This is a genomic window from Pseudomonas sp. NPDC086278 (assembly GCF_050280905.1).
Taxonomy (GTDB): domain Bacteria; phylum Pseudomonadota; class Gammaproteobacteria; order Pseudomonadales; family Pseudomonadaceae; genus Aquipseudomonas.
The window spans coordinates 1-19,843 of record NZ_JBNNWE010000006.1; the positions used below are offsets into that span (position 1 = coordinate 1).

A 19,843-nucleotide genomic window follows, 5' to 3' on the forward strand; every position below is an offset into this window, starting at 1 on the left:
GTGTGCAGTAACTCTTCGAGTTTCAGGTCGGGGCGGCTGCTGACCAGTTCGATGTCGAAACAGAAGGGCTGATTGAGGGTTTCGCGACCGACGAAGCTGAGCACTTGCAGGTCGGTGGAAACGCCTTCGAGGGTCAGGGAAATATGAATTGCGTTCGCGTCCTGCATGCCTTGAATTCCGTCCGTTGGATAAGCAGGGGCGGATGGTGCGGGAATAAATCCATTACCTCAATGCAAAAATTTGCCCGGGGTCCTGTTTCAGACATTTCCTATAAGGAATGTCAGGTTTACTAAGCGCCGATATCTCCCGTGTAAAAGTTACGTCCCGAAAGGGCACTTGCCACCAATCCAGGGCCAAAACCCCCGACACCGGGCAAACACCCCGCAGTGGGCTATAACCCTATAGGGCGACCCTGGAACAACACCCATGAATATTCTGACCACCTCCCTCCAGCAAGAAGAGGGCGATATTCGTCTGAGCTCGCGCAAGCAGCCGTTCAATCTGCTGCGTTGGTTTTCGCTGATCAGCATGGCCGTGATCGGCACGGTGGCGGTGGCGTTAGGGGCGGTGTCCACGCGGTTTGTGCTTACCGAAAGCGTGCAGCGCGATGCGTTGCTGACCTCGCAATTCATTCAGGCGATTGCCTCGGCCGAGGTCCGCCATGTGTCGATTCCCAACGTGCGGACCATGGGCGAGCTGCTCGACCCGCGTCAGGACAAGAACTTTCCCGAGGTCGACCCACTGGCCCGCGCCAGTGCCCGGGGTGAGTTTCTCGACCACATCGAACACCTGCCGGACGTGATCCTCGCCAACATCTATGCCCCTGACCGCATGGTGATCTGGTCGACCAACCCGGCGTTGATGGGCACCACGATTGATACCGACGACGATCTGGATCAGGCGTTTTCCTCCAAGACCCCGGTGTCGGCCAGTTATCACGACGTCGACCATGCGCGGATGGAGCAGAAGTTCATCACCCCGCCGGACTACATTTTCATCGAGAACTACATTCCGCTGTTCGACGCCGACGGCGACACCGTCACCGCGATGGTCGAGATCTACAAAGAGCCCAAGGACCTGATCGACCGCATGGAGCGCGGACTGGCGCTGATCTGGCTGGCCACCGCGCTGGGCGGCGGCCTGATTTACCTGGGGTTGTACTGGATCGTGCGGCGGGCGGCGAACCTGTTGGCCGCGCAGCAGCAACAATTGATCACCAACGAAACCTACGTGGCCCTCGGCGAGATGTCTTCGGCGGTGGCCCACAGCTTGCGCAACCCGCTGGCGACTATTCGTTCCAGCGCCGAGCTGGCCCTGGAATTCGACAGCGGTCCGGCGCGCAAGAACATCAACGACATCATCGGTCAGGTCGACCGCATGTCGAAATGGGTCCGCGAATTGCTGCAATCGTTGCGTCCGCTCAACGACGAGGCCGAGCCGGTGAACCTGGTGGCGGCGCTGCACGACAGCTTGATGGCCTTCGAACTGCAAATCGCCAGGGCCAATGTTCATCTGGTGTTTGCGCCACTGGAGACGCCGATGGTCGTGAGCCAGCAAATGCAGCTCACGCAAATTCTCAACAGTTTGCTGGCCAATGCCGTGGAAGCGATGGACCGGGGCGGCACGCTGAGCATCACGCTGGAGCCGGTCGACGCGAGGATGGTTTGCGTGGTCATCAGCGACACTGGCAAAGGCATGAGCGAAGAACAGCGCAGCCTGGCGTTCCGTCCGTTTTTCACCACCAAGCAAGGCGGGCTCGGTGTCGGGCTGGTGCTGGTCAAACGGATCATGGAGCGTTTTGGCGGCTCGGTGACCCTGGGCAGCCGGGAAGGCCAGGGCACGACTGTCCGTCTGTCGTTCAAACGGATTCCCTGAAACTGGGGGCGAACTTTCCCCGGTAGCGGGTGTCAAGCCCCAGTCACTTTTGTGAGGTATGGCAGATTGATGTTGATAAGCCATTGTTTTGCCGGGTATTAATACTTTTGTATAAAGTAGTTACAAATTTGGCGGGCTCTTTGCAAAACCCCCATCACCCCCTTCATGACTTCGAGGCGGCTGGTGATGGACAGAAAAGCGCGTTACCCCTTCAAGTGGTTCGGCCTGATGACGCCCCTGAGCGTCGTTCTGACAATGACGCTGGGCTCAGCGACACTGCGCGCCAGTCCCATCGATGATGAGCGACAGCCAGAACCGTCGGACCCTTCGGCTTATTACGACGAACCGGCTGACGAACCGGCGGCGTTGAATGCCATTTTGACCATGCCCGAGGCCAACGAAGATTCCTTCGACCTGCCCGATGGCGTCAAAGGCAGCCGCAACGACACCCGTAAGGAAAACGTTCTGCCGCCAGCGGTGCAAACCAGTTTCAATTACCCCACCAACGGCAAGCCGAGCCCATTGTTTGGCGCGCAGCCGTTCACCCAACAGCTGGTGCTGTTTGAAGAGTTCGGCCCGGAAAAACTCGACCCCACCACACCGGCGGCGCCGTTGGGATTTCCACCGGCCGCTATTGGCCCGTTGCCGCAGCAAGACCCGACCAACGCCGCCCGCAGTGCGCCGCCGAGCGCGGCCCTCGATGCTTTCTTGCGGCAACCGGGGCTGACGCCGTTTCCGAGTCAGTTCTCCAACGTGGTAGACCGCAACCCGTGGCAATCGCAGATTGAAGTGTTCCTCAATCGCCATATCGGTTCTTCGGCTGAAGGCCGTCCGCCAGGAAAAGGCTGGTCGCACCAGCGCTGGAACGAGTTCTACCCGCAACTGGCCTACAAAACCGTACAAACCGGGGCGCGGGTCAACAGCGGTTGGCGTGACAGTCGGCAGATGCATGGGTATGCCGTCGGCGAATTCGGCCCCGGTGGCCTCTATCACAACGTCGCCGGTGTGCCGGCAACGGAAGGCACCGCCAAAGGCGTCGATGCGCGTTTCCACCCGAACATGCCGGTGCAGAATCACAACTCGGTCTGGACCTTCGACGGCACCTTGCCGCCCAAATTGCTGATGGTGCGCTACGGTCAACCGGTGTTGATGCGTCATTACAACGGCTTGCCCATCGACCCGTCGGCCAACATGGGTTTTGGCCTGCACACCATCAGCACCCATGAACACAACGGTCACGCACCGGCGGAAAGCGACGGCTATGCCAACGCGTTTTTCTTCCCGGGGCAGTATTACGACTATCGCTGGCCGATCCAGTTGGCCGGCTACGACACCATCAACACCGACGCCCATGACCCACGCGCAGCGTTCCCATGCTCGCCGGGCGAAACCCTGTGGACCAACGACATCAACCCCAGCCGCAAGACCTGCGAGAACGGCACGATCAAGATCCGTGGCGACTGGCGTGAAACCATGAGCACCCACTGGTTCCACGACCACATGCTCGATTTCACCGCGCAAAACGTCTACAAGGGCAACGCGGCGATGATGAACTATTACAGCGCCCTCGACCGTGGCAACGAATCGGTGAACGACGGCGTCAACCTGCGTTTCCCCAGCGGCAGCGCCTTGCCTTGGGGTAATCGCGACTACGACGTCAACCTGGTGTTTGCCGACAAGGCCTGGGATCAGAACGGCCAATTGTGGTTCAACCCGTTCAACACCGACGGCTTCCTCGGCGATCAGGTGATGGTCAACTGGCAGTGGAAACCGGCCCTGGATGTACGCGCCCGCAGTTACCGGTTCCGCATGCTCAACGGCTCGGTCTCGCGTTACTACAAATGGGCGCTGGTGCGTGAAATCAAGGGCTCCAGCGGCGAGTTCCAGGGGCCCAAGGGTTCGGGTCTGTCCTATGCCCGAGTGCCGTTCCACATGATTGCCAACGACGGCAACATCATGGAACACAGCGTGCCTTTCGACGGCACCATGGACCTCGACGCCGACGGCGATAAACAGAACCACAACGCAATCCTGCCTACCCAGGGCATTGCCGAGCGCTTCGACATCATCGTCAACTTCGCCAAAAACGGCATCAAGCCAGGGGACAAGATTTTCTTCGTCAACCTGCTGGCCCATGACGACGGCAAAGGCCCGAAAGACGCTATCTCGCTGGCCGACGTGCTGTCGGAGAAATACCTGGCGGTGATCAAGCAGAGCAGCAAAGGCCCGCAGTGGGACAAGGGCGATCCGGCGGTGGGCAAGGTGTTGCAACTCAACGTCAAGGCCTACACCGGTCAGGACCTGGCCATGGACCCGGCGCTGTACGAGCCGGCCAAACCGGGCAAGGCTGAAGGCCTGGTGATGATCCCGCTGAAGATTCATCGTGACACCGCGGCCGACAAGGCATTGCTGGCCAACGCCCGCCACCGCACCTTCACGTTTGGCCGGTCCGACGGCACCGATGAAGCGCCCTGGACGGTCAAGACTGACGGCGGTTTCGGCTTCCACATGGACCCACGGCGCTTGAACACTGCCACCCAATTGAAAAACGGTCCTACCGATGCCGGCACGGCCGGGTTCGGCACCCTGGAAGTGTGGAACATCAAGGCCGGCGGCAAGGGCTGGAGCCACCCGGTGCACGTGCACTTCGAAGAGGGGATCATCCTCAGTCGCGGCGGCAAGGCGCCACCGGAATGGGAAAAATGGGCGCGCAAGGACGTGTACCGCATCGGTTCGGAAAACGATGGCCTGGACAGCGTCGAGATGGCGATCAACTTCCGCGAATTCGCCGGGACGTACATGGAGCACTGTCACAACACCCAGCACGAGGACAACTCGATGCTGCTGCGCTGGGACATCGAGCATCCAGGGCAATTCCAGTTGATGCCGACACCGCTGCCGAGCTGGGATGGCGTGCGCTATGTCAACTCCGCCGCGTTGCCAACCTTCCGTAATGGCGATGGCTTCGGCCCACAAGTGACGGTGAAAAAATGAACCGCCGGGGAGCCGACACGTCACCGCACACGCCGCGCTCCCGCGCCTTGGGTATGCACCTGATCTTGGTGCTGGTCACGTGTTTGCTGGCCAGTCAGGTGCTGCTCGCGCATGAAGGCGCTCTGGAAAATGCCGGGGCGCCAACGGAATCGGCAACCCCCTGGGGCAGCGACTATTTCCCCAATACCCTGCTGACCGATCAGGACGGTCGGCAGGTGCATTTTTTTGACGACCTGATCAAAGACAAAGTGGTGGTGATCAACTTCATCTTCACCTCGTGCAGCGACTCCTGCCCGTTGGAAACCGCACGCTTGCGCCAAGTGCAAAAACTGCTCGGTGACCGCGTCGGGCAGGACATTTTTTTCTACTCCATCAGCATCGATCCCTTGAGCGATACCCCCGAAGTGCTCAAGGCCTACGCGCAGCGGTTCAAGGTCGGGCCGGGCTGGAAATTCCTCACCGGCGAATTCGCCGACGTCACCGACCTGCGCAAGAAGCTCGGGCTGTTCATCGAAGGTGTCGATAACGGCCGCAGCAAGGACCATAACCTGAGCCTGATTGTCGGCAACCAGTCCACGGGCCGCTGGATGAAAGCCTCACCGTTCGAAAATCCGTGGATTCTGGCCGATCAGTTGGCTAACACCTTGCAGAACTGGAAGAGGGCCAGCGCCGAAGAAAGCTACGCCAACGCACCAGAGATTCGCCCACCCAGCAACGGCGAAGAACTGTTCCGCACCCGCTGCGCGTCGTGCCACAGCCTGGGCCCGATGGACGGCCAGGGCATCGGCATGCGCAGCATCGGCCCGGACCTGATCGGCGTGACCCGGCAACGCGCCCCGGCCTGGCTCAAGCGCTGGATTCGCGAGCCGGACCGCATGCTCGCGGAGAAGGACCCGATTGCGATGGAGTTGTTTGAACGTTTCGACAAGATCCCGATGCCCAACGTGCGCATGGACGAGCAGTCGGCGCAGTCGATCATCGAATTTCTACAGGAAGAAACCGACCGCCAGCAGCCGCTGCAAGCGGCGCAGGCGCAATAGCGGCGAAATACAATCATTGGAGCCGTCTGTCACGATCATTGCCACCTACACTGATCGCAGAGACGGCTGGAAAAGGCCAGATGCAAGCATCCGGGACAACCCAATGCAGCTACCAGAACAACAAAAAGTACCTGCGCCGGCCTCGTCGGCAGCAGAGGGGCCCTGCAAACGCGGACAGTTCAATCTGTTGCGCTGGTTTTCACTGGGCAGCTTTCTGATCATCGCCGCCGTGGCGCTGGGGCTGGGCTACATTTCCACGCGGTTCGTGGTGACCGAGAGCATCGAGCGCGATTCGATGCTGACGGCGCAATTCATCCAGGCGATTGGCGATGCCGAAATTCGCCATGCCTGGATCAGCCCAAAACGGACCATGGGCGAAATGCTCGACCCGCGCCAGGACGCCTTGTACCCCGACGTCAACCCGGCTTCGCGCGCCGCTTCACGCATCGAGTTTCTCGACCATGTGGAGCATCTGCCGGACATTTTGCTGGCCAACGTCTACGCCCTGGACCGCACTATCGTCTGGTCGACCAACCCCGAGATGATCGGCATGCGCATCGAGGACGACGATGAACTGAATGAATCGTTTGAAATGAAGACGCTGGTCTCCACCAGTTACCACGAAATCGACGAGGAACGGCCCGAACAAAAGCTGCTGCGTGAACCTGAATACCTGTTCATCGAGAACTACATTCCGATGTTCAATGCCGACAAAAGCAAAGTGATGGCGATGGTCGAAATCTACAAGGAACCGGTGGACCTGGTGGAGCGCATCCAGCGCGGCTTCAAGGCGATCTGGATGGCCACGGTGCTTGGCGGCGCGGCCATTTATCTGGGGTTGTTCTGGATTGTGCGGCGGGCGGCGATGTTGCTGGAGAGCCAGCAAAAACAGCTGATCGCCAATGAAACCTTTGTCGCGCTGGGGGAGATGTCCTCGGCGGTCGCGCACAGCCTGCGCAACCCGCTGGCGAACATTCGATCCAGCGCTGAACTGGCCCAGGAAATCGCCAGCCAGAGCGCGCAGAAAAACATCGGCGACATCATCAATCAGGTGGATCGCATGTCGCGCTGGGTTCGGGAATTGCTGGTGTCGCTGCGACCAGTGAACGACGACTACGAAACCGTGGATTTGCTGCTGGCCATCGACGATACGCTCAGTGCTTTTGACCCGCAGATCAAGCGCTCGAACATCGCCGTGCAATTCACCCCGCAGCCGTGTCCGCCAGTCGTCAGCCAACAGGTGCTGCTCACGCAGATTCTCAATAGCCTGTTTGCCAACGCCCTGGAAGCTATGCCCAAGGGCGGCACGCTGACCATCGAGATCGAACAACCGCAGCCGGGGCATGTGCGCATGACCCTCAGCGACACCGGAAAAGGCATGAGCCAACAGCAGCAGCAAATGGTCTTCAAGCCGTTTTTCACCACCAAGACAGGCGGCCTCGGCGTTGGCCTGGCGTTGGTCAAACGAATAATGGAGCGGTTTGAAGGCTCGGTCGAACTGACCAGCCAAGAGCAGGAGGGAACCCGCGTCAGTCTCAACTTCAAAGTGGCAACGGGAGGGGAATATGGAGCACAGCATATTGCTGGTCGAGGATGATGAACTCCTCGCCGAAAATATCCAGACCTACCTGGAGCGCAAAGACTTCGAGGTGACGGTCTGCCACTCGGCTGAAGAGGCGTTGGAGCAACTGAGCACGTTCGCCCCGGACGTGGTGTTGACCGACAACTCGTTGCCGGGCATGAGCGGTCACGACCTGATCCAGAAGCTGCGCATCAGCGCGCCGGACCTGAAAGTGATCATGATGACCGGTTACGGCAATGTCGAAGACGCCGTGGTGGCGATGAAGGAGGGCGCGTTTCACTACGTGACCAAACCGGTGGCGTTACCGGAACTCAAGCTGCTGCTGGACAAGGCGCTGGCGACGGATCGAATGGAACGCACGCTGTCGTTTTATCAGGAGCGCGAAGCCCAGAAGTCAGGCGTGCAGGCGTTGATTGGTGAGTCGGCGCCGATGCTTTATCTCAAAGGCACCATCGCCCAGTTGCTCGACGCCGAGCGGCGCATGGCCAACACCGATCTGCCGCCCGTATTGGTCGAAGGCGAGACCGGCACCGGCAAGGAACTGGTGGCCCGCGCATTGCACTTCGACGGCCCGCGCAGCAAGGGACCGTTCATTGAATTCAACTGCGCCTCGATTCCGTCCAACCTGGTGGAATCCGAACTGTTCGGCCACGAAAAGGGCGCGTTCACCGACGCCAAGGACCGCCGTGTCGGCTTGGTGGAAGCGGCGGATGGCGGCACCTTGTTCCTCGACGAAGTCGGGGAAATGGACCTGCTGCTGCAGGCCAAACTGCTGAAGTTGCTCGAAGACCGCACCATTCGCCGGGTCGGTTCGGTGAAAGAGCGCAAAGTCGATTTGCGGGTGATCAGCGCCACCAACTGCAACCTCGAACAAATGGTCCAGCAAGGCAAGTTTCGCCGCGACCTGTTCTTCCGCTTGCGCATCATTTCGATCAAGGTCCCGCGCCTGTACGCCCGTGGCGAAGACATCCTGGTGCTAGCGCGGCATTTTCTGGCGGTCCACGGCAAGCGTTATGGCAAGCCGAACCTGTATTTCAGCGACCAGGCCGAGGAATTGCTGCTCAGCTACAGCTGGCCGGGCAACGTGCGCGAGTTGCGCAACATGCTTGAGCAAACCGTGCTGCTGGCCCAGCACGAGACGATTGCCGCGCATCAATTGAACGTGTGCCTGAGCCTGGTCGATGACCCGCCAGTGATGCAGGAAGCGCAGCACCACGAACCGCGCCCGACCTACAACGGCAACGAGTCGATGAACCTGCCGGAAGTCGAGCGCGACATGGTGCGCAAGATGCTCGATAAAACCGACTGGAACGTCACCAAGTCGGCACGGCTGCTAGGCCTGAGCCGCGACATGCTGCGTTACCGGATCGAAAAGCTTGGCCTGGCGCGCCCCGATAAACGCCAGTGGTAAGCCTATTGCAGCACCGGGCCTTGCCGGCTCAGGCATTCGAGCACGCAGCTCGGGTCGAGCACTTCTTCGTTGACGTAGACGCCGTGCACCGCGTCGTAGGAACGGATGAAGACCCGCACGGAAGCATCGGCCACCGTCGGCAAGCGCGAGTCGGTGAAGTCATGCTGGCTGGCAATCGGGATGAAGTTCTGCGGCGAGGTCGAGATGTACGAGCCCGGCGGCACCGTGCTGATGGACGGCGGCACGGGATGGGCGAAGGGCTGGTCAGCGCCGTAATAGTTGAACTCACTGCTGTAATCGGTGGTGGGCGTCAGGGTGTCGTCTGCGCAAACGCCAGTGGTGGCGGTCAGGCAAAGGGCGAACAGCAACGTCAGATCGGTTTTTTTCATGGCAACACCTGCGAACTCGGTTTTTGCGCAATTCCCCAAGGCCATTAACTATAGCTGCCGTGCGCGAACGCGTTCGGCAGGTGCGGTTTACAAGTTTCCAACAGGTTTGGTCCAAGCGCTGATCTAGACTCGTGCCGGTCAATCAAGACCCGAATCTGGAGCGCGCAATGGAAGTGCCAACAAACGAAAAAGCCATCGCCAGCAACCGCGATGCCTGGAACGACTCCGCCCGACACCACAAAGACACCGCCGAATGGCAGGAACGGTTGATCGCCGTGGGCCAGGCGGATTTTTCCTGCCTGGATGAGACTCTGACTGCCGTGTTGCAATCGCGTCAATTAGCAAAAGCGGCTTTCAGTGCGTCGATGGATTTACCGAATGACCCGGCTGTGCGCAGAGATCAATTCCAAGGGCATGAATAACTTTCAGGACCGTATCAAAGCGAGGTTTTGCACCCGGCGCGAAGGCCTTGTACAGGCTTTCGCGACCCATTCCCGAGTCTTTGGCTATTTGTGTCATTCCACGTGCTTTTACCACGTAGCCGATCGCACGAAGAAACTCCTCGTTGTCACCGTCGGCAAGCACTTGGGAAAGGTACTCGCTGATGGCTTCGTCGCTGTCCAGCAGCGCCGCCATATCGAAAGTAGTCAAAGTCTGGCTCATGGTTAAACCTCCTTTGCCATTTTTTTTGCCCGTCTGATGTCCGTGGGCTGTGAGGATTTATCGCCGCCGGCCATGCCAAGCGGCAAAGATCATAGTTTGCTCAACAAGATAATTCATTACTCAAATGTATCCATTTGGATACAGATAAGCCGTCAGGCGGTTCCTTGCCTGACTGTGTTTTTTCCTAGAGGTATGTAGGCAGCATGCCCGTTTTGTAGGAACACTCCCCGGAGCCGGCCCGCTCCCACAATGGTCCGGGGCGTTTACAAAAGGTGATGCCCTACGCAATTCCTGTGGGAGCGGGCTTGCTCGCGAAGGGCGCGACGCAGTTTTACCAGTCGAACATCAAGCCTGTGGCATTCCGGTAAGACATGCTGTGCTTTGGATGGCCTCTTCGCGAGCAAGCCCGCTCCCACAATTTGATCTGTGCTGGAGATCTCATGTGGGAGCGAGCTTGCTCGCGAAGGGCGCGATGCGGTCTACCCGCTCGTCATAAAGCCATCGCGTTCGCAGCAAGCCCAACCGCGAAGCGGTTGCAGCTGACAGCCGTTCTACATTGATGAAGTGATCAAGGCGCTAGGGCGCAACCGCCGGCGGAATCACAACAGCGCCCGATTCCAGAATCGGCGGTTTCAGGGCGGAGTCAGACAGAGCAAAACCGATGGCATATTCCTTGCCGTCGGCCCCGGTCGCGGAACCTACCGCGTAATTGCCGTCCTGATTGATCTCTTTTACATAACTTGCTTTACCGCCTTTGAAGAAGCCAATTCCGACCGTCTCAAGCGACCTCGACAAAAAAGCGCCCTGGTCGACGTTTTGGGCGTCGCGGGTGTTCAGCAACACAATGTTGTTATTGGCCGGGCCAATAGTGCTCAGGGTATCTGTTTTAGGCAGGGGCGTGATGGTGCTGACTTTGTTCTGGTAAATATTCCAAAGTGCATCGAAGTAAACCCGAGTGTCGGTATAGACGATAAGTGCATTCCCGCTACTGTTCAGTTTGGTCGGGGCATTTTGAGGGTAGGGCGGTTTATCCAGTGAGGTCGGTGGGCTGTCGATAGTTTGCCAGTACGTTGTGCGAAGTACTCCATTCGGGAAGTGGCAGACAGCTATTGTCTGGCCGGGATCATTGGTATTACCCAGTGTGCACTGAGTGCTTTTATCGGGAAGTTGCAAAGCCGTGACCACATACGTTGGACTGTTTGGCTTTTTGGTGGCGACTTTCGCTGTTGAGTTGTTCGGTGAACCGGGGCAATTGAGCGATATCCAGGTATAACCCGTGGTCGACTCCATCATTGAGGTCGGCACGCAACTGTCGCGAGATCCGGTGACCGGCTCGGCGACACCGCTGTCGAAACGCCAAACCACTGGCATCGATTGCCCTTTCTGGTTTGCCTCGGTAAAGCTTTGACCGACCAGACTGCTGCTGCCCATCGTGGTAACCGCGACGCTTTTATCCTGTCCCGCCGGCTTGAGTGCAATGGGCGCGGAACTTGGCCTGGAGCCATCCCACACCACATTTATATTCACTTCACTGGCATCCAGGCACAGGCCGTAGATTTTGCCCTGTTCGGAAATACGCAGTGCTCTACAAGATTTATTGGAGGCCAAGGGCGGCAAGACGAATATTTCGCCGGTTTTATGCCTTAGCCACGCCACTTGAAGCGAGTTGCCTTTTTCCGCGGAGCATATCCCGACGGCGCTCTGATTATTGTTTGTGGCATTGGCCACGCAGTATTGATAACCGGCTGGGCCGATGCTTTCCAGCGTCGGTGCACGCTCTTGGCCGACGGCACTGCCTATATAAATGAGAGACCCGGTTAATGTTGTAATTGCCAGAATGGTGTTTTTCATTTTGCATATCCTTACGGGTTGGCTTTCCTTTAATCGTGCGAAGTCATACCGTTACGGAAACGAAACTAGAACATAAAAAACCCCTTGCCTAGCTGTCATATATGACAGGTAGGCAAAGGGTTTTTTTATGTATTTTTATTGGGTTTTAAAGATTGATCATGTCAGCCGGCGAATGACACACCGCCGCGCTGTCAGACATCCATCAAGCCTGCGCCGCACTCGTGACCACGGGCTGGCCGGGTTTGCGCAGCGGGTCGAGGCGCGAGCCGGTGTAGCGGGTTTCGCGGTAGAAGCGCCAGAAGCCGAACAGCCCATAGACATGGGTGATGCGACTTTGTTCGTGGTAGCCCATGCGGATGTGCAGTTTGAGCGCCGGGACGTTGTGGCTTTCGCAGACGTCCACCACTTTGTTGCAGCCTTGAGCGGCCATTGTTTCCCAGAGTTCGACCTGAGCGTCCACCGACAGCTGGGTGCCAAAGTAGGGGCGGGCCAACTCACCACCGAACTGGAAGTACTCTCCAGGTTTGACCGGGAACCGGCAGCCGTAATAGTGACGGTCGTGATAATCACGGGTGCTGCCCCAGATGAACGCCACCGCATGGCCGTCGTCGTCCAGGTACATGTGCCCGGTGTGACCTTCGGCGGCGAGTTCGGCCATGGTGTCGACGCGGTCACCGAAATGCTTGCCGAACGCCGTGGCGTTTTGCGCAGTGATGGTGACCCGGCGCAAGCCGGAATAGGGGCGCAGTTTGTGCGCCGGCACCGGGCTGATCAAATCGCGCTCCGTCCACAGCAGTTCCCAATGGAAGAACACGTAGCGCTTCCACAACGTACCGAATGTTCGTCCCAGGCCCTTTTGTCTGATGCGTTGGCGAAGCTTGTCGAGTACGTTCATGAAGCCCTCCTTAGCCAAGGATGTGACCGTGCGTGGTGACGGTAACGATGGGTATAGATCACGATGGCCAATCCATGGCACTGGCTTCACCGGCAATTTGTTTCAATGTGTGTAACAGTTCTGACACATTTTCAGGCGTCAAAAAAACGCGTGATTTTTCACTCCAGAATTGTCTCCGCACGGTCGCTGAACGACTTGCCCACTACGTTGTAGGCGACCCGTTTTACCCCCGGCAAGCGTTGTTCCAGCAGCGCACTCAGCGACTCACCCTGATTGAGGTACGCATCGCCAAAATCGGCACCGAGCTGATTCGGATGGGCGACGATTTCCAGCAAGCCATCGACCGGCGGCGCCGCGTTGCGCAAGTCCACCGGGGTGCACACGTAGTCGGCGGTCGCCCCGGCCAGGCGGCTCAAACGGCGATTGAGCAAGTCCTTGAACACGCGCTTGGGCAGGCTGAGGTTTTGCCCAAGATTGCGCGCCAGGCGCACCGCAACCCCTTGGCGCGCGGCGAAGCGGGCGACGATTTCGCCAATCGGCCAGATGTTGTGCACGTGTTGATGGGAATCGAGATGACTCGGCCGTACGCCGTTATCGAGGCAGCGTTGCCATTGCGCTTCAAGTTCTTCCAGTACCGCCTCGCGATCCAGTCGACTGAGCCAGAGGCGGTGGCGGGGCAGGTTGAGGTCGAACACGCCGGCGCTGTCGCAAAAGGACCGTCGACGCAGAATCGACTGGCTCAGGGGCTTGCCGTAAGTCAGGTTGAAGTGCAGGCCGATCCGCCCCTCCAGCAACGGATGCCGGGCCAGCACACACGCCGCTTCGAAGGCCGGCATGTTGGCCATGGCCGTGGCGGAGCTGATGACGCCGGCCTGGAACGCGCCGAGGATCACCGCGTTTTCGCAGGCACTGAGCCCGAAATCGTCAGCGTTGACTATGACTTGGCGAGGCATGCTCTCCCTCCATGATTTTTTCTGTCGGCGCGGCGGGTGTGGCCGTTTTTGCGGCAGGCGCGGCCTCGGCTGCGGGTTTGACCGCCGCCGCACGCCGGGCCTTCCAGCGTTGCACCCCAGGCTTGAGCCGCTGCCAGAAACGCAGCGCCCCTCCCAATGCGAGGCCGCTCGGGCGCCACGAATAGAAACTCCAGCGCCAGTGTTCCAGTTGCCCGGTCATGCGCTCGTGGAGTTGATGGCTGGAGTTTTCCAGGCTGACCCGCGAAGCGTCGATCCAGCGCCAGTGCTCGTCCAGCCCCCAGCGAATCCACTCTTCGAGCAGCACCCGGCCGCTGCCCAGATCGGCGTATTGCGGCAGGAACGCCAGGTTGTAATCGTACAGCCGCCCCTGCTCCAGCAAGCCCAGGCGATAGCTGATGCAGCGGCCGTCGAGTTCCAGCACCACCACCCGCACCAAGCCTTGTGCGGCGAGGGCGGTAAAGGCGCGGTCCATCCATTGTCGGTGGCGCTCGTCGGCGAAGATGCCGACGCCTTCGTCACCTTTCCAGCTCACCGCTTCGACTTCGCTGATCGCCTGCAGCAACGGGCCCATGGTCGATGCGTCGGGGGTGATCCGCCGCACCTGGGCGCCACACGCGGCGATGCGTTTGCGTGCGCGCCGCAGTTTGTAGCGCGGGTCGCCGGAGACTTCCTGATGGTCGGCGTCGCTGATCACGTGCACCGGCACTCGACAACTGATCCGCCGTTCGCCGGTCGAGCTGTGGGCCATCCATTCGCTCAGCAGGCTTTCTTCGCCGACCGGTTCGGACAACTCGTTGAGTTGCAGCAACGCATGCGGGACGTGCCGCCGTATTTCGACCAGCGCCTTGCGCACGTCCCCGGCGTCCATGCTGGCGAGCAACGCGAGGCGGTCGGCGAGGGGATAGCCCAAGTGGTGCAACACCTGAAACGGCAGCCCGGCGAAACGCTCGACGCACGCCACCAGCGGCAGGCACAACACCAGCTCGTCGCCTTGCCAGCCCAGCAACACGTGCAACCGCTGGCCAGCCGTCAGCGCCTGTTCCGACGCGGTCATCCAGGCCAGCGTGTTGAACGGCGTGTGATCCTTCACCCGCAGACGCAGCGCTTCGTAAGCCGCTGCCGGGAAGTCCGTGGCGCACAGCGAAGTGCGCCATTCAAATCGAGCCGCCATAAGGTCAGGTCGCCGAGGCTGGGACAGGGTCGCGGGCCGGTTTGCGCAAGGCATCCAGCCGCGAGCCTGTGTAACGGGTTTCGCGGTAGAAGCGCCAACCGAACAGGTTGTACACGTTCATGATCCGCCCTTGCTCCTGATACCCCATGCGAATGTGCAGCTTGAGGGCCGGAATGTTATGGAACTCGCAGACATCCACCACCTTGTTGCAACCCTGCGCCTGCATGGCTTTCCACAGTTCCAGTTGCAGGTCCACCGACAGCGTAGTGCCCCAATAGGCGCGGGTCAGTTCGCCGCCGAACTCGAAGAATTCGCCGGGCTTCACCGGGAACCAGCAGCCGTAGTAATGCTTGTCGTAATAGTTGCGCGCGGCGCCCCAGATGAAGGCCACGGCATCACCTTGATCGTCGAGGTGCATTTGCCCGGTGTAGCCCTCGCGCGCCAGTTCGGCCATGGTTTCGACGCGGTCGCCGAAGTATTGGCTGAAGGCCACGGCGTTTTCCGGGGTGATCGTTTCGACCCGCAGCGGCGGGTACGGCCGCAGTTTGTGCGGGGGCACGGGACTGACCAGATCGCGCTCCATCCACAACAATTCCTGGTGGAAAAACACGTAGTGCTTCCACACCTTCTTGACGGTGGCGCTCAGGCCTTTCTGTTTGATCTGCTCGCTGAGTTTGTGCAAAACGCTCATGTTGTGTGCTCCTGACGGAATACCCGTGAGTGGCGTCATTTCAACGCGCGGCACCCGGCCTGCGCGCAACAGTGTCGATGAGGGTCATGAGGCGCTCCAGCTCAGGGCGAACAGGGTTTGCCCTGGCAGCTCGAAGCTGACGCGACCGTTTTGGCAGTTGAAGGGCGCGTCGCGGCTGCGATTGTCGGCGCCGAAATAACGCAAGGAACCTTTGCTCAGTGGGCAAGAGGTCCCGGCCAGATTGACACGCTGGAGCCGCGTGCCTTTGTTCACGCCGAGCACACTGCGCTGGGCATCGGTGGCCATGGCCAGCGCGTCCACCTCGAACGCGTCGTTCTCCAGACGCATCACGCTGCCCAGCCAGTGTTGCTGGATAAACTGCTGGGCCAGGCCCACCGGTTTCAATTCGAAATGATCGTCGCCGAGCACCTTCAACATGCCCTTGGGGTAGTTCGGCTCATCGGCGGCCTGGAACCAGTTGAGCATCTCCAGCAACCCGTCCTGCGCCGAATTGATCGCCACCGACGCCCACCACAGCGAGGCGTAATGGGTGTCCTGATCGTAGGGGCTCAGGCTGGAGCCGCTGGACATGTTGGTCTGGTCCAGCAACAAGGCCTTGCGCGGCCGCCCCTTGGCATCAAGGCCCACCAGCTCGGCGGCGCGGCGCACGCTGTCGCGGTAGACCCGCGTCGCGAGCAAGTCGCGGATCATCCATTCGTGCCAGGCCAGCGCATCGATCTGCGGGCCGGATTCCGCCAGCAGACGCCGGGCCCAATCGATGCCGCGCTTGTCCGCCGCGTTGTCGGCGAATGGGCCATTGACCAGCCGTGAACTGGCCGGCATCGCGATGCGCACGCCGGCCTTGGCGTTGGCCGGGTTGCTGCGAACCTGGCGGGCCATGCTGTTGAAAATGCTTTGGTACTGCGCGTAGTTGGCGTAGTTGAGGTTGGGCTCGTCGGCAAAGCCGATGTAATGCGTGCCGTTGCCGCCGAGGGCGCGGGTCGCGGCTAGCCAGGCATCGAGCCCGGCGTTGCTCAGGGTGTCGGCGCGCAAGTCGGCCTGGCGTTGGCTGCCGGCCAGCAGCGTGATGTCCTGGGTGATGCCGAAACGGTCCTGATACACCTGACGGAACGCGTCTTCGTAATGCGGGTTTTTCGCCGTGACGTCGACAAAGGTGTAGTAGGCGCCAGCCTTGGGTTTGAGCGCGTCGAGCAGCGCGTAACTGGAGGGCGGCGGCATCACGTAAGGCAGGGCGATGCCCAGGTTCGGCGTCGGCCCGAGCACGTCGTTGCTCAGGGCCAAACGCACGTCGCCCGCGTCCTCGCGCAGCGGTTTGAGCTGCTGCGGAGTCTGCGCGAACAGGTTGGCGGTGCCGTCGAGCCAGAACGCGACTTTGCCGCTGCCGTGCAAGTGCAGGCGCCAGACTTGTTCGTTCTGCGTGACCGGCAACTCGACCTGATCGAACTGCCAATAGGCCCGGTACGGTTTCAGCGCCACTGACAGCTGTTTGCCGTCGCCGACGCGTTGCGCTTGCAGGGCGCTGACGCCGCCGTGGAACTTGCCCGCCAGCACCGCGTGCTCGCCCGCTGCGACCTTGAAATACAACTCGTCGCCGTCACGGGTTTCGGCGCTGAAATGCACCTTGGCCGGGGCGAACAGCGCCACCGTGTGTTCGTCGTGTTCGACCTGGTAGCGACGAAAGCTGTAGCCCGGAATCTCCAGTTGGTAACTGGCGGCACTCGGTGCCAGCGGCCAGCTCTGGCTGCCGCGTGCTTCGCTGGCGGCGATCTTGCGCTCGGCCTGAAGTTTGCCTTTGCCGTCGAGCAGGTACAGCTGTTCTTCGTTGGCATCGGCTTGCCACGCCGGGGTCCAGCGAACGGTCAGCGTGTCGGGGCGATCCGGTTGCAGGTACAAGCTGCCGTCGCGGATATCGGCCCAGCGCATCGGCCCGGCATATGCGTCGAGCGACAGGCCGAGGCTGACCAGCAGCGCGAAATACCTCATGCCGATTTCCGTTGCAGCATGTGCAGCATCGGCGTCACATCGCTGGGCAGGATGATCAGGGTTTGCCAGACCGACACACCGCTCAAGCGGCAATACATCACCAGCAGCGCAAGGGTCACCGCTACATACGCGATGGACGAAGCCGCCGCCGCGCCAACGATGCCGTACGCCGGGATCAGCACCAGGTTCAGCGCCAGGTTGAGCAGCGCGGCGAGGCCCATCAGCAGCGAAATGGTGCCGGGGCGATTTTTGCCCAGCAGGTCCAGGCGCAGGATGCTCGCATAGCACAGCCCGAGCAGGCCCGGCAGCAACGCGAGCAGGGCCGGGTACGCCGGTTGATACGCCACGCCGAACAGCGTGACGATCAGCCATTCACCGATCACCGCCATGGTCAGGCACGCGCCGAGCATCACCGTGGCGGTCAGGCGCAGCGCCAGTGGCGTGACTTTGTCGATGCCTTCTTCCTGTTGCAGCAGGCGTTTCATCAGCGGCGTGGTCACCGCTTCCGGGACGATCAACAGCAACTCGGCGGCCGCGCTGGCCATGGCGTAATGCCCGAGCGCGGTGCTGCCGAGCAGCGCGCCGATGAACAGGTAATCGGAGCGCAGGATGACTTGCTGAAACAGCAGGTCCGGATGGCTGCGGGCGCTGTAGCGCAGCAATTCATTTTGACTGGCGCGGTCCCATTGCAACTTCAGTGGCTGATCGCGCTTGAGCCAGACCCAACCCGCCAGCACCACCAGGCTGATACCCGCCAGCCAACTGATCAGCGCGGCTTCGAGGGCGGCGGTTTTCCACATCCAGAACAGCGCCAGAAACAGCAGCAGCGGCGCCAGGGATTCCACCAGACGCAAGGCATTGAACGCGACCACGCCGCCCGAGGCGTTGTGCAAAGTCAGCAAGCCACTTTTGAGTACGGTCAACGGCACCGCCAGCAATAACAGCCAGGCCAGTAAACCGAGTTGCGTGGTGATGTCGAGTTCGCTGCCGAATTCGCGTGTCAGCGCCACCACCAGCAAGGTCAGCAGCGCCGCCAGCAAGCAGCCGAACACCAGCACCTGACTCAGCAACAACCCCATCGGCCGCTGCTTCGCGGCCTGGAAACCCACCGCCGAATTCAGCCCGCCGCTGGTGGCCGCGCTGATCAGGTCGGGCAAGGTGCTGAGCAGCGCAAACAGCCCGCGTTCGCTCGGGCCGAGAATGCGCGCCAGCAGCACGTTACGCAGCAGGCGCAAGGCAATCATCGCCAGTTTGGTGCCCATGCTCAGGGCCAGGTGTTTGAGGTAATGGCTGCGGCTCATGCGCGGCCTCCGCGATACAGGCGCCATGAGAGCAATTGCGGATTGCACGCCACGCGCTGACTGACGCCGAAACGCGGCAGGTTCAACGGGTCGTCGGTGCCGCGATAGATCCCGGTGCCCGTGCCCAGGGCGAACGGGTAGTCATGGTCAGCGACCTGTTCGCGCACCCGCGCATCGTTGTCGCCATTGGGGTAGCAATAGACCGGCAACGGCCGGTTGCAACCGTTGCGCAGCGCGTCGCGGCTGCGGCTCAATTCTTCGTGCAGGCGCTGGTCATCGAGGCCGGTGAGGATCGCGTGGCTGGCGCCGTGCGGGCCGAAGCGCACCAGGCCGGACGACTCAAGCGAGCGCACCTGATGCCAGTCCAGCGCCTGTGGCAACGACTGGTCCGGGCAGGCGTCGGTCAATTGATTGAGCACGTCCGGCGTCAGGGTTTTCAGGCTTTGCAGGAAATTCAGCAAGGCCAGGCTGCGCGATTCTTCATTCAACGCGGAAAACGGCACCGGCAGTGGCCGACCGGCCTGTTGCAGGCACGCGATCAACTGCGTCCGGGCCGGTTCACCGTGGCTGCCCCACAGGGTTTCGCCAATGCTTTCCCACCAGAATCGCTGGCGGCTGCCGATGAAATCGGTGGAGAGGAAAATACTCGCCGGCACCTGATATTTCTGCAGCAGCGGGAAGGCATGCAATGCGTTGTCGCGCCAGCCATCGTCGAAGGTCAGGGTGATTTTTGGCCGGTCCGAGCGCAGTTTGCCGGGCTGCAACATGTCCATCAGCGGCACGCAGTCGAAGTGTTTTTTCAGCCACACCAGCAAGTGCTCGAAGGCCTTGGGCCCCACGCACAGTTCATTGCGATGGGGCAGGGCGGCCGCGCGGTCGTCGGCCAGCACCCGATGCAACATCAGAATCACCCCGGCGCCTTGCAGTTGATTGCGCCCCACCGGGGAATTGAGGTACAGCCAGCCACTGGTGCGTTTTAACAACTGCTTGATCGCCATGGCT

General features: G+C 60.5%; 15 protein-coding genes and 1 pseudogene. 6 read left to right on the top strand and 10 right to left on the bottom strand.

The features are described from left to right. Positions 1 to 426: 426 nt before the first annotated feature. The 5 genes from ACQKP4_RS03350 (at position 427) to ACQKP4_RS03370 (ending at position 8,902) form a co-directional block, all read left to right on the top strand. A complete protein-coding gene (locus ACQKP4_RS03350) occupies positions 427 to 1,875 on the top strand; it encodes a sensor histidine kinase (protein ID WP_427630389.1) in 1,449 nt (482 codons plus the stop codon). Positions 1,876 to 2,061: 186 nt separating this feature from the next. Further along, positions 2,062 to 4,869 (top strand): multicopper oxidase domain-containing protein, encoded by a 2,808-nt coding sequence (locus ACQKP4_RS03355; protein ID WP_427630391.1) that lies wholly within the window; start codon positions 2,062 to 2,064, stop codon positions 4,867 to 4,869. After that, a complete protein-coding gene (locus tag ACQKP4_RS03360) occupies positions 4,866 to 5,909 on the top strand; it encodes an SCO family protein (protein WP_427630393.1) in 1,044 nt (347 codons plus the stop codon). The genes ACQKP4_RS03355 and ACQKP4_RS03360 overlap by 4 nt, the downstream gene beginning before the upstream one ends. A gap of 103 nt (positions 5,910 to 6,012) precedes the next feature. Then, positions 6,013 to 7,506 (top strand): sensor histidine kinase, encoded by a 1,494-nt coding sequence (locus tag ACQKP4_RS03365; RefSeq protein ID WP_427630395.1) that lies wholly within the window; start codon positions 6,013 to 6,015, stop codon positions 7,504 to 7,506. Next, positions 7,475 to 8,902: a sigma-54-dependent transcriptional regulator gene (locus tag ACQKP4_RS03370; RefSeq protein ID WP_427630397.1), complete on the top strand. Its 1,428-nt coding sequence runs from the start codon at positions 7,475 to 7,477 to the stop codon at positions 8,900 to 8,902. Before ACQKP4_RS03365 ends, ACQKP4_RS03370 begins: the two co-directional genes overlap by 32 nt. A gap of 2 nt (positions 8,903 to 8,904) precedes the next feature. Here ACQKP4_RS03370 and ACQKP4_RS03375 read toward each other — a convergent pair whose 3' ends face one another. Then, positions 8,905 to 9,291, bottom strand: coding sequence for a hypothetical protein (locus ACQKP4_RS03375; RefSeq protein ID WP_427630398.1), 387 nt, complete (start codon positions 9,289 to 9,291; stop codon positions 8,905 to 8,907). 167 nt (positions 9,292 to 9,458) lie between these two features. Between ACQKP4_RS03375 and ACQKP4_RS03380 the strand changes: the two are divergent. Next, positions 9,459 to 9,620: pseudogene (locus ACQKP4_RS03380) on the top strand (SAM-dependent methyltransferase); the annotation flags it as partial. Between the two features lie 25 nt (positions 9,621 to 9,645). Here the strand turns inward: ACQKP4_RS03380 and ACQKP4_RS03385 are convergent. The 9 genes from ACQKP4_RS03385 to ACQKP4_RS03425 form a co-directional block, all read right to left on the bottom strand. Then, positions 9,646 to 9,954 (bottom strand): addiction module antidote protein, encoded by a 309-nt coding sequence (locus ACQKP4_RS03385; protein WP_427630400.1) that lies wholly within the window; start codon positions 9,952 to 9,954, stop codon positions 9,646 to 9,648. 576 nt (positions 9,955 to 10,530) lie between these two features. Continuing rightward, positions 10,531 to 11,805 carry a hypothetical protein gene (locus ACQKP4_RS03390; RefSeq protein ID WP_427630402.1) on the bottom strand — a complete coding sequence of 425 codons (1,275 nt, stop codon included), beginning with the start codon at positions 11,803 to 11,805 and terminating at the stop codon, positions 10,531 to 10,533. 202 nt (positions 11,806 to 12,007) lie between these two features. After that, positions 12,008 to 12,700 (bottom strand): N-acetyltransferase, encoded by a 693-nt coding sequence (locus tag ACQKP4_RS03395; protein ID WP_427630403.1) that lies wholly within the window; start codon positions 12,698 to 12,700, stop codon positions 12,008 to 12,010. A 158-nt stretch (positions 12,701 to 12,858) separates the two neighbouring features. After that, positions 12,859 to 13,653 (bottom strand): carbohydrate deacetylase, encoded by a 795-nt coding sequence (locus tag ACQKP4_RS03400; RefSeq protein ID WP_427630405.1) that lies wholly within the window; start codon positions 13,651 to 13,653, stop codon positions 12,859 to 12,861. After that, positions 13,625 to 14,845 carry a GNAT family N-acetyltransferase gene (locus ACQKP4_RS03405; protein WP_427630407.1) on the bottom strand — a complete coding sequence of 407 codons (1,221 nt, stop codon included), beginning with the start codon at positions 14,843 to 14,845 and terminating at the stop codon, positions 13,625 to 13,627. Before ACQKP4_RS03405 ends, ACQKP4_RS03400 begins: the two co-directional genes overlap by 29 nt. 4 nt (positions 14,846 to 14,849) lie before the next feature. Next, a complete protein-coding gene (locus tag ACQKP4_RS03410; protein ID WP_427630409.1) occupies positions 14,850 to 15,536 on the bottom strand; it encodes an N-acetyltransferase in 687 nt (228 codons plus the stop codon). An 84-nt stretch (positions 15,537 to 15,620) separates the two neighbouring features. Beyond that, positions 15,621 to 17,540, bottom strand: a complete 1,920-nt coding sequence (locus ACQKP4_RS03415; RefSeq protein ID WP_427630410.1) for a hypothetical protein — start codon at positions 17,538 to 17,540, stop codon at positions 15,621 to 15,623. Beyond that, the gene (locus ACQKP4_RS03420) at positions 17,537 to 18,841 is read right to left on the bottom strand and encodes a lipopolysaccharide biosynthesis protein (RefSeq protein ID WP_427630412.1); all 1,305 of its coding nucleotides are present in this window, start codon (positions 18,839 to 18,841) and stop codon (positions 17,537 to 17,539) included. Before ACQKP4_RS03420 ends, ACQKP4_RS03415 begins: the two co-directional genes overlap by 4 nt. Continuing rightward, a complete protein-coding gene (locus ACQKP4_RS03425; RefSeq protein WP_427630414.1) occupies positions 18,838 to 19,839 on the bottom strand; it encodes a polysaccharide deacetylase family protein in 1,002 nt (333 codons plus the stop codon). The genes ACQKP4_RS03420 and ACQKP4_RS03425 overlap by 4 nt, the downstream gene beginning before the upstream one ends. Positions 19,840 to 19,843: the final 4 nt, after the last annotated feature.

Excerpts from the sequence above, each read along its gene's own strand:
- ACQKP4_RS03350 (WP_427630389.1), top strand. The coding sequence starts at position 427 with ATGAATATTCTGACCACCTCCCTCCAGCAAGAAGAGGGCGATATTCGT.
- ACQKP4_RS03355 (WP_427630391.1), top strand. The coding sequence starts at position 2,062 with ATGGACAGAAAAGCGCGTTACCCCTTCAAGTGGTTCGGCCTGATGACG.
- ACQKP4_RS03360 (WP_427630393.1), top strand. The coding sequence starts at position 4,866 with ATGAACCGCCGGGGAGCCGACACGTCACCGCACACGCCGCGCTCCCGC.
- ACQKP4_RS03365 (WP_427630395.1), top strand. The coding sequence starts at position 6,013 with ATGCAGCTACCAGAACAACAAAAAGTACCTGCGCCGGCCTCGTCGGCA.
- ACQKP4_RS03370 (WP_427630397.1), top strand. The coding sequence starts at position 7,475 with ATGGAGCACAGCATATTGCTGGTCGAGGATGATGAACTCCTCGCCGAA.
- ACQKP4_RS03375 (WP_427630398.1), bottom strand. The coding sequence starts at position 9,291 with ATGAAAAAAACCGATCTGACGTTGCTGTTCGCCCTTTGCCTGACCGCC.
- ACQKP4_RS03385 (WP_427630400.1), bottom strand. The coding sequence starts at position 9,954 with ATGAGCCAGACTTTGACTACTTTCGATATGGCGGCGCTGCTGGACAGC.
- ACQKP4_RS03390 (WP_427630402.1), bottom strand. The coding sequence starts at position 11,805 with ATGAAAAACACCATTCTGGCAATTACAACATTAACCGGGTCTCTCATT.
- ACQKP4_RS03395 (WP_427630403.1), bottom strand. The coding sequence starts at position 12,700 with ATGAACGTACTCGACAAGCTTCGCCAACGCATCAGACAAAAGGGCCTG.
- ACQKP4_RS03400 (WP_427630405.1), bottom strand. The coding sequence starts at position 13,653 with ATGCCTCGCCAAGTCATAGTCAACGCTGACGATTTCGGGCTCAGTGCC.
- ACQKP4_RS03405 (WP_427630407.1), bottom strand. The coding sequence starts at position 14,845 with ATGGCGGCTCGATTTGAATGGCGCACTTCGCTGTGCGCCACGGACTTC.
- ACQKP4_RS03410 (WP_427630409.1), bottom strand. The coding sequence starts at position 15,536 with ATGAGCGTTTTGCACAAACTCAGCGAGCAGATCAAACAGAAAGGCCTG.
- ACQKP4_RS03415 (WP_427630410.1), bottom strand. The coding sequence starts at position 17,540 with ATGAGGTATTTCGCGCTGCTGGTCAGCCTCGGCCTGTCGCTCGACGCA.
- ACQKP4_RS03420 (WP_427630412.1), bottom strand. The coding sequence starts at position 18,841 with ATGAGCCGCAGCCATTACCTCAAACACCTGGCCCTGAGCATGGGCACC.
- ACQKP4_RS03425 (WP_427630414.1), bottom strand. The coding sequence starts at position 19,839 with ATGGCGATCAAGCAGTTGTTAAAACGCACCAGTGGCTGGCTGTACCTC.